The 12219-nt window shown below is 71.3% G+C and carries 14 protein-coding genes; 3 read left to right on the forward strand and 11 right to left on the reverse strand.

The features are described from left to right. Window positions 1-1456 (forward strand): glycerol kinase (locus VGK78_RS07305; RefSeq protein WP_331526923.1); only part of this gene is annotated, 1456 nt, incomplete at its 5' end. A 9-nt stretch (window positions 1457-1465) separates the two neighbouring features. Here VGK78_RS07305 and VGK78_RS07310 read toward each other — a convergent pair. The 7 genes from VGK78_RS07310 to VGK78_RS07340 form a co-directional block, all read right to left on the reverse strand. Next, window positions 1466-2653, reverse strand: coding sequence for a hypothetical protein (locus tag VGK78_RS07310; RefSeq protein WP_331526925.1), 1188 nt, complete (start codon window positions 2651-2653; stop codon window positions 1466-1468). A 79-nt stretch (window positions 2654-2732) separates the two neighbouring features. Further along, window positions 2733-3614, reverse strand: coding sequence for a hypothetical protein (locus tag VGK78_RS07315; RefSeq protein WP_331526926.1), 882 nt, complete (start codon window positions 3612-3614; stop codon window positions 2733-2735). Then, window positions 3607-4059, reverse strand: coding sequence for a GNAT family N-acetyltransferase (locus VGK78_RS07320; RefSeq protein ID WP_331526927.1), 453 nt, complete (start codon window positions 4057-4059; stop codon window positions 3607-3609). Before VGK78_RS07320 ends, VGK78_RS07315 begins: the two co-directional genes overlap by 8 nt. After that, on the reverse strand, window positions 4043-4702 hold the full coding sequence (locus tag VGK78_RS07325; RefSeq protein ID WP_331526936.1) for a response regulator transcription factor: 660 nt from the start codon (window positions 4700-4702) through the stop codon (window positions 4043-4045). The genes VGK78_RS07320 and VGK78_RS07325 overlap by 17 nt, the downstream gene beginning before the upstream one ends. A 46-nt stretch (window positions 4703-4748) precedes the next feature. Continuing rightward, on the reverse strand, window positions 4749-5249 hold the full coding sequence (locus VGK78_RS07330) for a flavin reductase family protein (protein WP_331526928.1): 501 nt from the start codon (window positions 5247-5249) through the stop codon (window positions 4749-4751). Then, window positions 5246-6427: a MacS family sensor histidine kinase gene (macS, locus tag VGK78_RS07335; protein ID WP_331526937.1), complete on the reverse strand. Its 1182-nt coding sequence runs from the start codon at window positions 6425-6427 to the stop codon at window positions 5246-5248. Before macS ends, VGK78_RS07330 begins: the two co-directional genes overlap by 4 nt. After that, entirely contained in the window at window positions 6424-7206 is a 783-nt protein-coding gene (locus VGK78_RS07340; protein ID WP_414690643.1) for a lysophospholipid acyltransferase family protein, read from the reverse strand. The genes macS and VGK78_RS07340 overlap by 4 nt, the downstream gene beginning before the upstream one ends. A gap of 78 nt (window positions 7207-7284) precedes the next feature. Here VGK78_RS07340 and VGK78_RS07345 point away from each other — a divergent pair, with 78 nt between their 5' ends. Together VGK78_RS07345 and VGK78_RS07350 are read left to right on the forward strand one after the other, a co-directional pair. Next, a complete protein-coding gene (locus VGK78_RS07345) occupies window positions 7285-8067 on the forward strand; it encodes an alpha/beta hydrolase (protein ID WP_331526929.1) in 783 nt (260 codons plus the stop codon). 28 nt (window positions 8068-8095) lie between these two features. Then, entirely contained in the window at window positions 8096-8518 is a 423-nt protein-coding gene (locus VGK78_RS07350) for a hypothetical protein (RefSeq protein WP_331526931.1), read from the forward strand. A 10-nt stretch (window positions 8519-8528) separates the two neighbouring features. Here the strand turns inward: VGK78_RS07350 and VGK78_RS07355 are convergent, their stop codons facing one another. The 4 genes from VGK78_RS07355 to VGK78_RS07370 form a co-directional block, all read right to left on the reverse strand. Continuing rightward, window positions 8529-9953 (reverse strand): hypothetical protein, encoded by a 1425-nt coding sequence (locus VGK78_RS07355; protein WP_331526932.1) that lies wholly within the window; start codon window positions 9951-9953, stop codon window positions 8529-8531. A 72-nt stretch (window positions 9954-10025) separates the two neighbouring features. Next, window positions 10026-10967 carry an ROK family glucokinase gene (locus tag VGK78_RS07360; RefSeq protein ID WP_331526933.1) on the reverse strand — a complete coding sequence of 314 codons (942 nt, stop codon included), beginning with the start codon at window positions 10965-10967 and terminating at the stop codon, window positions 10026-10028. After that, complete coding sequence (locus VGK78_RS07365; protein ID WP_331526934.1) at window positions 10964-11347, reverse strand: hypothetical protein; 384 nt, start codon at window positions 11345-11347, stop codon at window positions 10964-10966. The genes VGK78_RS07360 and VGK78_RS07365 overlap by 4 nt, the downstream gene beginning before the upstream one ends. A 12-nt stretch (window positions 11348-11359) precedes the next feature. After that, window positions 11360-12219: ArsA family ATPase (locus VGK78_RS07370; protein ID WP_331526935.1), on the reverse strand; the 860-nt coding region annotated here is incomplete at its 5' end.

Raw genomic sequence — 12219 nt, forward strand, 5'->3', positions numbered from 1 at the left:
CGGCACCACCGGCGTCACCGCGGTGGTCGTCACTCCCGAAGGCCGCATCGCGGCCCGCGGCTACCAGGAGTTCCCCCAGCACTTCCCCCGGCCCGGCTGGGTCGAGCACGCGCCGGAGGAGATCTGGCAGGCCACGCTCGAGGCCACGCGCGCCGCCCTCACGTCGTACGACGCCTCGGAGCTGCGCGCCGTCGGGATCACCAACCAGCGCGAGACGGTCCTGCTCTGGGACCGCGAGACCCTCGACTCGCCCCGACGCGCGATCGTCTGGCAGGACCGGCGTACCGCCGCGATCTGCGACCGGTTGCGCGACGACGGACACGAGGAGCGCGTCACCGAGCTGACCGGGCTCCGGCTGGATCCGTACTTCTCGGGCACCAAGCTGACCTGGCTGAGGGAGAACGAGCCCCACACCTGGGCGCTGGTCGAGGACGGCCGGTACGCCGTCGGCACCGTCGACTCCTTCCTGGTCGCCCGGATGACCCGCGGCACCTGGCACGTCACCGACGTGTCCAACGCGAGCCGGACCCTGCTGATGGACCTGTCCACCGGCGAGTGGTCCGACGAGCTGTGCGGGCTCTTCGGCGCACCCCGCGACGCGCTCCCCGACCTCGTGCCCAACTGGGGCGAGATCGCCACGACCGACCCGGCGTCGTTCTGCGGGCTCGAGCTGCCGATCGCCGGTCTCGCCGGCGACCAGCAGTCGGCGCTGTTCGGGCAGACCTGCTACGACCCGGGCGACGCCAAGTGCACCTACGGCACCGGCTCGTTCATCCTCACCAACACCGGGACGTCGCTCGAGCGGTCGGACGCCGGCCTCCTCTCGACCGCCGCCTGGCGCTCCCCCGACGGCGAGCTCACCTACGCCCTCGAGGGCGCGATCTTCGTGACCGGCGCGGCCGTGCAGTGGCTGCGCGACGGGCTCCAGATCGTCGGCTCGGCCGCCGAGACCGAGGCGATCGCCGCGACGGTCGACTCGTCCGAGGGCGTCGTCTTCGTGCCCGCCCTGACCGGACTGGGAGCCCCGCACTGGGACCCCCACGCGCGCGGCACCATCCTCGGCATCACCCGGGGTACGACGCGGGCTCATCTCGTGCGCGCGACGCTCGAGGCGATCGCCTTCGAAGTGCGCGACGTGCTGGCGACCATGCCCGGCGCCGACTCCGCCCCGCTGCGCGTCGACGGCGGCGCCTCCGCCAACGACCTGCTCTGCCGGCTCCAGGCCGACCAGCTCGGCGTACCGGTCGAACGCCCCGAGATCGTCGAGACCACCGCCCTCGGGGCGGCGTTCCTCGCCGGGCTCGGCGTCGGCCTCTGGGAGTCGACCGACGCCCTCCGCGAGACCTGGCAGCTGGACGCGCGCTTCGAACCCGATCCGGATCACCGGGATGCCGCAGACGCGGCCTACGCCCGCTGGCAGGAAGGCGTCCGCCGGTCCCTCGCCTGGGCCGACTGAAGGAGCCGGTCAGGGAGTGCCGCGCGAACCCGGCGTGATCACGAAATACCAGTACAGCCAGAGCACCTGGGTCGCGAGCCCGAGCACGACGATTCCGAGCACGACGAGCCCTCGCTTCTCGCGCACGATCGCCTCGCTCTTGCTGAACGGCCACAAGCCCGGTCCGAGGAGCATCAGGTAACGGAAGAGGCTCGACGTCGGGGGAGTCGCCGCGAGCACATAGGCGGGATAGGCCGCGACCCATGCGCGCGTGCCGTCGGTCCATTGGCGGTTCCGCCACCCGATCCACACGGCGACCGCGACAACGACAACGACGAAGACCCAGCGTGCGGGGGGCGCGCCGTGAAGAAGGGAGACCAGCCACGTGTCGGGGCGGGTGCCGGCGGTCCCGCGCCATGCCTTCTGGGTGTCGGAGTAGGCGGACAGATCGCCGACAACGATCCCGGCGACCAGGGGCCAGATGACTGCCGACACAGCGATTGTGATCATCGCTCCGATCAGCGCCGCGCGTTCGCGCGCCGGGAAGTCCTCCCGTTCGCGACGACGCCAACGCAGGGCCAGTTCCACAGCGACGGCGACTGCCAGCGGCAGCGTGACCGGGCGGACGAGCGCCAGAGCCAGACCGACCAGCGCCACCCAGCCGTAGCGACGGTGATGAAGCCACCACAAGCCGAGCAGGAGCAGGAGCAGGGCGACGCTCTCGGTGTAGGCGACCTGCAGCACAGGCGCCATGGGCGCGCAGCAGACCGCCAGCACGGTCACTCCCGCCATCCAGTCGCTCGACCGCAGACGCACCAGCCGGTACAGCAAACACATCGCCGCACCACCTGCCACCAGACTCACTGCGGACGCGGCGACGCCGAACGACAGCCCGAGGCGGGTCACCAGCCAGACCAGGGCCGGGTACCCCGGGTAGAACGCCCAGGCGTTCTGCGTCACCTCGCCGTCCCTCGTCGGCAGCGTCGACGGGTAACCGTGCTCGACGATCTGCCTGTACCACTGACCGTCCCAGCTCTGGATCGCACTCAGGTACGAGGGCGGGTCGATCACCGTGGGCACGAGCGCGTCGCGAGGAAGGGAGGAGGCCGGGATCTGATGTCGGGCCATCAGCACGATGACCACCGCGTCGAACAAGCGCGTCAGGACGAAGATCCCGAGCGGCATCGCGAACCACGGCGCACCGCGCAGGAATCTCACGACCACGGAGGGTAACTGCGAGCGAATCCCTCACGTGGCCGAACGCGCCCAGAGACGCACCGTCACCTGGGCCGACTGATCAGCCCAGCTTGTCCAGCGCCTTCTGGGCGACGTCGCGCGTCTTGACCGCGGCGATGTGGGCTGCCTTGGCCTCGCCCTGAGCGTCCTCGGCCTCCTCGAGCTCGTCGTCGGTCTCCTCGGCCGACGACTCCAGCTCGGACAGCTTGCGGCGTAGCTCGTCGATCTCCGACTGGAGCTGGAGGCTGCGGGCCTGGAGCTCCTCGACCGCCTGGTCGGCCTCCGTCAGCGCCGACTCCGCCTGGTCGACCGTCTCCTGTGCGGCGGCGAGCGCGGCCTCGGCCTCCTCGCGCTTCCGCGCGTCCTCGTCACCGGGTACGACGTGCAGGTCCGGCGGCGCGGGCGCCTCCGCCGCGGTCGGTGTCGCCGCGAACCCGAGAGCCTCCGGCACCGCGACGGCTGCCGCCACGTCGACGGTGTCGACGCCCGTCGATGACAACGCGGCGACGAGCAGGCCGCTTCGCACCGCCCGCGCACACTCCGGGTCGAGCATCGCCGCGGTGAGCGTGGCCTCGACCTGGTCGGCGACCGCCTGGGTGACCTTCACGCCCTCGTCCTTGGCCAGGCTCCGGGCCTGCTGGGTCACTGCGGAGGTGAGCTGTCGTCGCTGCTTGGTCAGCGCCCGCAGCTCTGCTCCGTCCATTCCCTCCTGCGCCTCGCGCAGGGCCGTGCCGACAGCGATCACCTGCTCGACCTGTTCGCTCTCGCGACGCACGAAGAGGTTGACGACCCACGCCGCGACCGACGGCTTCTTGAGCTTCTTCACCGCTGCGGCGAGGTCCTTCTTGGCCTTGAGCTCCTTGGCCCTCGCGTCGCGGGCGGGCGTGAACTCCTCCTGCGGGAGCCCGTACAGCTCGTCCGCGATCTCGAGCAGCTCAGCCACGGCCGTACTCCAGCTCCACGGGATAGGGCGGCCACTCCGCCTCCTGCTCGAGCCCGGTCGGCGCCCAGCCGAGATGCTCGTAGAGGCCCCGCGCGCGCTGGTTGTCCCGCAGCACCCAGAGGCGGCAGACGCCGTCAGCTCGCTCGACCGCGCGGCGGGCGAGGCCGCACCCCCACAGCTCGGGGCGGACACCGAGGTGCCGCAGCCGCTCGGCGTCCCACGCGAGGTATACATCGAGGCGCGCGGGCAGACCGGCCACCTCGACCCGCACGTCGGGGTCGGCCAGGAGCCGGAGCCAGCGGTCCCGCACCTCGTCGTAGGGGAAGGGGATGCCGGCGAAGACGTGTCCGAGCGCGATCAGGTTGGTGTCGCGCTCGAGCTCGGTCAGCGCGTCGGCGTCCGCGGCCGTGGCCGGCCGGAACACGACGTCAGTCGCCGTCGTCATCGTCGGTGTCGCCATCGTCGAGCCCCTGCTCGATCGCATACCGGGTGAGCTCCACCCGGTTGTGCATCTGGAGCTTGCGCAGGGTGTTCTGCACGTGGTTCTGCACGGTGCGGTGCGAGAGGACGAGCCGTTCGGCGATCTGCTTGTAGCTCATGCCCTTGGCGACCATCTTCAGGATCTCGGTCTCGCGGGCGGTCAGCGCGTTCTCCGGCTCGGGCTCCTCGCCGCCTCCCTCGTTCATCCGACGGAACTCGCCGAGGACGAGGCCCGCCAGGCCCGGCGTGAAAACGCTGTCGCCGGCCGCCACCCGGCGTACCGCCTCGAGCAGCTCCTGCCGCGACGCGGACTTCACCAGGTAGCCGGTCGCGCCCGCCTTCACCGCCTCGAGGACGTCCTGGTGCTCGCCGGAGGCCGAGAGGATCAGCACGCGTGCCGACGGGTCGTGGCCGAGCACGTCGGCGGTCACCTCGACGCCACCGGGACCGGGGATCTGGAGGTCGAGCACGACGACCTTCGGCCGGGCCGCGCGAAACCTCGCGATCGCCTGGTTGCCGTCCGCCGCGACTGCCACCACGTCGAAGCCGGCGTCCTGCAGGTCGCGCTCCACCGCGTCACGCCACATCGGGTGGTCGTCGACGACCATCACCCGCAGCCGCTCCTCGCCCACCCCGTCGGACACGGTTGGAACCCTAACGTCCGTACCGCCCGCGGTGGTGACGCAACGGTTCCTCGTCGTCACCGACCTCGAGGTGCTCGACAACGGTGGTGACCAGGGTCGACCATCCGACCGCCTGCTCGGACTCCACGCGTACGCCGGCCCAGGTGCGCGCCGACTCCAGACGGGGCCCCCACTCGGTCTGGACGAACTCCGCTTGCCGGAACATCCCACCCGGCGCCGGCGCCGTGCCGCCGAACATCTCGGCCAGGTCGCGGTCGTCCCACGTCAGCAGCTGGAGCACGGCGCGCCCCGACTCCAGGAGCCGCTCGGTGAGGTCGGCGTCGGGGTCGAGCAGCGCGAGCACGCGTGCGTCCTCGCCGGCCGCGACCAGGAACGACGTCACCGTGAGCCCGGCTCGGTCCGACTCACCCCCGGCCGTCCACAGCCCGACCGTGCCGCCGACGCGCCCGCGGAACCGGCGTACCGGATCCGGCTCTGCGTCGCGGAACGGGTGCTCGGCGTGGATCGTCACTCGATGACGATAGGCCGTGGCGACCTCGGGACCGTGAACTCCCACTCGGTGCCGTGCGGACCGGTCGTGAGCTCGGCGCTGCCGCCGAGCTCGGCGACCCGGCCGCGGATCGAGGACGCGACTCCCAACCGCCCGTCCCGCTCCGCCGCGTCGAGCCGCCCATCGGCGATGCCCTGGCCTTCGTCGCGAACCGAGACATGGACGGCGTCCCGTGTGGCCTCCAGCAGGACCCAAGCAGGAGCCTTCGGCCCGACATGGGCCGCGACGTTGTCGAGGCATGCGGACACGACGGCGACGATCTGGTCGGCCTTCGCACGCTCGAGCAGTACGCCGTCGGACGGTGCGGCAACTGAGACGCCGGGTCGCCGCTCGAGTGCCGACAGCGCACCGACCAGGTCGACCATCCCGGGCGTAGGGGTCACCGTGTCCTGCTGACGGATCAGGGAGCGCAGCGCTTGCTCCTGCTCGCCCACCAGCCGACCCAGCTCGACCCCTTCGGACCCGAGGTCGGGGGCGCGCCGCTGGACGAGCGCCAGCACCTGGAGGACGCCGTCGTGCACGGTCCGCGCCATCCTCGTGCGCTCCAGGGCGGCGCTGGCGGCTCGCTCGGCGGCAGCCGTGCGGGCGGCCGAGCGGAGCAGCGAGTCGACCATCAGCCCGACGATGGGGCCGCCGACGAGGAGAAGGAAGTAGTTCCCGTAAACGGTCTCGGACAGGTAGCCGCGAGTCAGGAGATCGTCGACCGACAACAGGACCGCCGCCACCAGCCCGCCGTACAGCCGCCAGTGGATCGCGCAGGCGAACAGGGCGCCCATGATCCAGAAGCCCGGAACCGTCGAGTGGTAGCCCGGTTCCTTGACCGCCGAGGTCAGGGCCAGCGACACCAGGGCGACGATCAGGTCGGCCGCCACCCAGAAGCTCGTGCGGCGCCGGAACGAGTGGTAGACCCAGCTGATCAGGCACGTCCAGACCACGAGCGCGGCGACCAGGAGCGCCCCGCCGACGGGGTGCTCGAAGCCGCCTCGGTAGACGTTCAGCGCGACCGTGTTGGCGACGAGCAGGAACCGGAGCACCGCCAGCCAGCGGTACATCCGGTCCTCGACCGCGATCGCGGCTGGTTCCGTGGGGCGGACCGGGAGGAGCAGCCCCGGCGTGAGCCCGGGATGGCGCGTGGTCAGGACGCCTGCTTCTGCTCGCCGGCCGCGGCGGCGGCGGCCTCGCGCTCGGCACGCTTGGCCTCGGCAGCCGACTTCTGAGACAGCTCCTTGGCCCGCGTCGCGTACATGTCGACGTACTCCTGACCGGACAGCTGCATGATCTCGTACATGATCTCGTCGGTGATGGCGCGCAGGATGTAGCGGTCGTTCTCCATCCCCTCGTAGCGGGAGAAGTCCAGCGGCCTGCCGAAGCGCACGCCCGGCCGGGTGAACGTGCCGAACGTCTTGCCCGGCGGAGCCACCACGTTGGTGCCGAGCACCGCGACGGGGACCACCGGTACGCCGGTCTCGAGGGCGAGCCGCGCCACGCCGGTCTTGCCGCGGTAGAGCCGACCGTCGTGCGACCGGGTGCCCTCGGGGTAGATGCCGAACAGCTCGCCCCGGCCGAGGATCTCGCGCGCTGAGCTGAGCGCACCCTCGGCCGCGTTCGCACCGGAGCGGTCGATCGGCACCTGGCCGGCGCCGGAGAAGAACTTCTTCTGGAACCAGCCCTTGACGCCGGGGCTGGTGAAGTACTCGGCCTTCGCCACGAAGGTGACCCGGCGCGGAAGGGTCAGCGGCATGAACAGCCAGTCGGCGTACGACAGGTGGTTGCTGGCCAGGATCGCCGGCCCGGACGCCGGCACCTGCTCGGCCCCCTCGACGTGCGGCCGGAAGACCAGCTTCAGCCACGGGCCGATCGCGATCCACTTGAGGAACCAGTAGAGCACTCCGACCCCCTTGTGCGCGTCGACTCTCACACCGTCTGGCCACACCCTAGTCGCACCGGGGAAGGTGGAACCCTGACAAGGCTCGTGGGGTACGGAAGGATGCCCCGCATGTCCGACACGCCGTCGCCCGAAGCTCCCACCGACCCCCTGTCGCTCCCTGCGCACCCCGAGCAGACCGGCGGCCGGTCCGTCGGCGTGCTGCTCCTGCACGGGTACACGGGCTCCCCCGCTTCGCTGAAGCCGTGGGCGCGCGCGCTCGCCGATCACGGGTACGCCGTCGAGGTCCCGCTCCTTCCGGGTCACGGGACCCGGTGGCAGGACCTCAACCGGGTCTCCTGGACCGACTGGTACGCCGAGGCCGAGGCGGCGTTCGACCGGCTGCGCGAGAGCTGCGCCGCAGTCGCCGTGACGGGTCTCTCCATGGGAGGCTGCCTGGCGCTCCGTCTCGCCGAGGAGCGTGGGGACCAGGTCGCCGGCCTGGTGCTGGTCAACCCCTTCGTGTCGAGCATCCGCACCGAGCTGACCCTGCTCCCGTTCATCAAGCACTTCATCCCGTCAATGCGCGGAGTCACCAACGACATCCGGAAGCCCGGCCAGGACGAGCACGGCTACGACCGGCTACCGCTCAAGGGGCTGGCCGAGGTGACCACGATGTGGAAGGTCGTCGTTCCCGACCTGAACAGGGTGAACCAGCCGCTGCTGTATTTCCGGTCCGAGAACGACAACGTCATCGATCCGTCGTCCTCTCCCACGATCCTGCACGGGGTCTCCTCGACGGACGTGGAGGAGCGGACGCTGGACAACAGCTACCACGTGGCCACGCTCGACCACGATGCCGAGCAGATCTTCGCGGAGTCGGCCGAGTTCACGGCCAGGGTGACCGCCACGTGACTCGGCGATGACGGCATAGTCTGGAGGCGTGAGCAGACGCGACGACGAGGCTCGCGACCGCGCTCGGGCGGAAGCCGAGGAACAGGCCTGGCGCGACATCGTCGACCACTACGGCGACGGCCCTGACGTGCCGGGACTCATCGAGCTCACCACTCCCCTGACCGAGCCCACGCCGGCCGAGCAGGACGAGCCGTTCCTGCTCGACCTGGACGACGACGAGTCGTTCACGCCCCCGCCTCTGCCGCCGCCGGCGGTGATCTCGCCGGAGCGTCGCGTCGCCTGGGTCGGGCTTGTGGCTTCGCCGCTCCTGCTCGTGCTGCTCCAACTGCTCGACTACCCGCTGCCCGGCATCCTGAGCGTGGGGCTGGTCGTCGCGTGCATCGTCTCGTTCGGCTACCTGGTGGCCACGATGGCGCCCCGCGACCCCGACGACGACGGGGCGCGACTCTGAGGAGCCGCCGTCACCCCGGGCTACGTCCGGCCGGAGCGGTCAGCAAGACGTAGCCGGCGTCGGTCCCACGCATTGTCCATCCGCGGTCGGCAAGCTTGTCGACGAGAGGCGAGTGCTCGCCGAGCAGCGCGGCGGTGGCCCCGGACGCGTTCACGATCCGGCTCCAACCGGGACTCGCGCTCTCGCCCACGACGTAGTCATGCGCGTGCCGCTCGGAGTACGGCGTGATCAGTCCGTCGATGTACTGCTGGAGATCCGGATGGCGCCAGGCGATCCAGCCTCCGAGCGCGTAGTCGTTGAAGACCCGAGTCCCGGGTGGGAGCCGGTCGAGCGCGCCGTTCAGCGTCGTGGGCACGTCGCCGGGCCGGACCGCGGTGACCGGAGCAACGATCGCCACGACGGTCGCAGCCACAGCCGCGGAGACGGTCAGCACCAGTGCCTCGGAACGCCGGAACCAGAAACGTTCGTGGGAGCCGTCCGGGATCGACGACCCTGCCCGCACGAGTTGGTCGAGTGCACCGGCGAGCAGCGGGGCGACGACGAGTCCGGCCACGGCGACGGTGCGGCCGGCGTACCAGGTCCAGACAAGCGCGCTGACCAGCACCAGCACGCCCGGCCATGTCAAGCCCCGCCGGGTGGTGGCCCAGACGGCGGCGGTCACCAACACCATCGCCAGCGAAGCGAGCGCGGCTGCGCTGGTGAGGTCTGTGCGGGCCCACTCCTGGATATAGCTCGAGGTGCTGTTCACGGCGAGCGGAGCCTTCAGCACGCCGAGCCCGACAGGGTTGAGAGCCACCACCGCGAGAGATGCGACCGCGACCGCGAACTGACGCAGGAGGACCGCCGCGGGCATCTTCCGCGACAGGGCGAAGCCGGCGACGAACAGGAAGCCGTAGCCGACCCCGATGAACCAGAAGCCGTGGCAGAGCGACCACGCCCAGCTCAGCGGCACGAGCCACCAACGAACGCGATGGTCATGCTCGCTGCGGAGCCACGCCTCCACGACCACCGGCAGCAGCACGAAGCTGACCAGCTGTGGCCGTGGGCTCAAGGAGCCGGTGATCGCCAGGACAGTCACCACCGTCGTGACCGCGGCCGGCAACGCGGCGGCGTGCAGACGACAGACCGCATGGACGGTCAGCACGACGACCAGCGCCGCCGCCGCGAAGAGGACGGCCAGGCCGGGCAGACCGAACCAGCGGTTGACGTACGCCGCCGTGATCTCGGGCAGCGGCTCGGTCGGCACCCAGGGCACCGAGGCGAACACCGACCAGTGCGGTGCTGCCAGCGAGTGCTGGTCGATCAGGTCGTTGCCGAGGCGCAGGTGCCACCAGTCGTCGGGGTCGCCGATGGGCCGCGATGCTCGGATCGCGACGGCACCGAAGAGCACGCACAGGAGTGCAGGCGGCATCCACCGCAGCGCGCGTTCGGCCACGGCACGATCGTGACAGCAGGTTGCCTGACCCGCGGGACTTCCGCTCGATAGTGTCCGGCGATCCGTGCCGGATCAGTGTCTGGTGAGGTCGGCAGCGCCGATCAGGCCCGCCCGGTTGCCGAGCCGGGAGCGACGGATCTCGAGTGCCGGCCGGTGGCCGCGACCGGTGAGCTGGGAGGTGAACGCCGTACGAGTCGGGGCCAGCAGCAGCTCGTCCGCGGCGCTCACGCCGCCGCCGACCACGACCACGGCCGGGTCGAGCACGGCCGTCAGCGACGCGATGCCTTCACCCAACCACCGGCCGATCGACGACAGCTGCTCGATCGCGAACGTGTCGCCGTCTCGGGCGGCCTGGGTCACCAACGGCCCCGTGATCGCGTCGGCATCGCCGCCGGCTCGCTCGAGCAGGTCGGCGGCCAGCAACGAGCCGGCGCGGGCCGCCGCCCGCGCCTCGCGGACCAGGGCGGAGCCGCTGGCGTACATCTCGAAGCAGCCCCGGTTCCCGCACCCGCACAGGAGCCCGTCGGGCACCACGCGCATGTGGCCGATCTCGGCGCCGACGCCGAAGGCACCGCGGTACAGAGAGCCGTCCAGCACCAGGCCGCCGCCGACGCCGGTGCCGACGGTCACCAACAGCAGGTCGTCGACATCGTGGCCCGCGCCGAACTGGAACTCCCCCCACGCCGCCGCGTTGGCGTCGTTCTCGACCACCACTGGAAGCTCCAGGGTGCGCTCGAGGTCCGCCTTGAGGTCGAGGTCCCGCCAGGCCAGATTGGGCGCGAACAGAACGACAGCGCGAGCCTTGTCGATGTAGCCGGCGGCTCCCACTCCCACGGCCTCGATCGGATGCCGGGTGCGGAGCTCGGTGACCAGCTTCTCGATCGCCGCCTCGATCGCGAGGACGTCGGTGGCCGGCGACTCGACCCGGAGCTCCTCGAGGATCGTTCCGCTCTCGTCGACCACCCCGCCGGCGATCTTGGTGCCACCCACGTCGATGCCGCAGGCCAGACTCATGGTGCATCCTCCGGCCAGCCGTCGGAGCCCTCGTCGAGGTCGATGCGCTCGACGGTGCCGTCGCGCGACGGAGCGTGGGGCTGCATCATCCCCGAGACCGCGAGCAGGAACGACGACGCGGCGTTCGCCAGGTGAGCCCGCACCTCGGGGCTGGTCTGCCGGACCGCGGACAGGGCGCGGCAGAGGGGACACCAGGTGCACTCCGGCGCACCCGTGGCGAGGTGCTCGTGCAGCTCGTCGGTGAAGGAGCCCGCCATCGTGCCGGCCATGGCCGACACACCGTCGCCGTGCTCACGGGCCCAGCCGGAGAGTGCGCCCAGAAGCTTCGCAGCCTCTTCCGCCACGCTGCCCACCGGCTCGGGGTCGTCGCTCTGACTCACCTGGGATCCATCTCAGCTCTCGCCGCGCTCGACTACGAACCTCACCTGCAGCTCGCCCCCGTCCACCCGAGCGCCGGCCACGCGACGGCGAGCCAGCCCGGCGGGCAGGGTGAGGAGACGACGATACGACGCGACGGTCACCACGAGGTCGTCGCCGTCCCTCGCGAGGTCGACGTCCCCCCGCGCGACGAACGGGAGCCGGAGCCGCAGCACGGCACCGTCACCGGTGCGGGTGATCCGCAACGGCTCCTCCGACGGTCGTACGTCGAGCGGATCGGCGCCGTCGTACGTCGCCCGCGCCAGGTCGCACAGCTCGCCGAGCCCCACCGGCTCCGTGGCACGGAACTGCGAACGCCACACCGGGATGCCCGAGAAGGACTGCTCCACCTCGGCGAGCACGTCCGTCTGAGCGCGGACCCACCCGGCACGCCATGCGTCGCTTGCGGCGTTCGGGAAGACCCGGTTGGCGATCACGCCGTCCACCCGGTATCCGAACAGCGAGAGGGTGGTGAAGCTGCGTCGCGCCTCGGCCAGCACCACCTGCTCCGGCGTGAGCACGAGCCGGACACCCGCCTCGGGGCCCGTGAGCAGGGCCCGCACCTGGTCGAGCTCGGCGTGGAGCCGCTCAACAGCGCCGAAGACGTCGTCCTCGGGCATCGGCACTCCGGCCGCCCGGGTCAGCACCGGCTTCAGCGCCCTGACCACGCGGCGCTCGACCGGGAAGACACGGGTCATGTACCAGCCCAGCGCCTCGGGCAGCGCCAGCAGCCGCAGGGTCTCGGCCGTGGGCGCGCAGTCCACCAGGACGGCGTCCCACTCGTCGGAGAGCGCGTGCAGCCTCAGCTCGAGGAGCGCCAGCACCTCCTCCGCGC

This window comes from Nocardioides sp. (genome assembly GCF_036503465.1).
GTDB lineage: Bacteria > Actinomycetota > Actinomycetes > Propionibacteriales > Nocardioidaceae > Nocardioides.

What these genes read in the sequence shown, in the direction of transcription:
- VGK78_RS07320 (WP_331526927.1), bottom strand. Translation starts at nt 4,059, where the DNA reads ATGACGACGGCGACTGACGTCGTGTTCCGGCCGGCCACGGCCGCGGAC.
- VGK78_RS07325 (WP_331526936.1), bottom strand. Translation starts at nt 4,702, where the DNA reads ATGGTCGTCGACGACCACCCGATGTGGCGTGACGCGGTGGAGCGCGAC.
- VGK78_RS07345 (WP_331526929.1), top strand. Translation starts at nt 7,285, where the DNA reads ATGTCCGACACGCCGTCGCCCGAAGCTCCCACCGACCCCCTGTCGCTC.
- VGK78_RS07360 (WP_331526933.1), bottom strand. Translation starts at nt 10,967, where the DNA reads ATGAGTCTGGCCTGCGGCATCGACGTGGGTGGCACCAAGATCGCCGGC.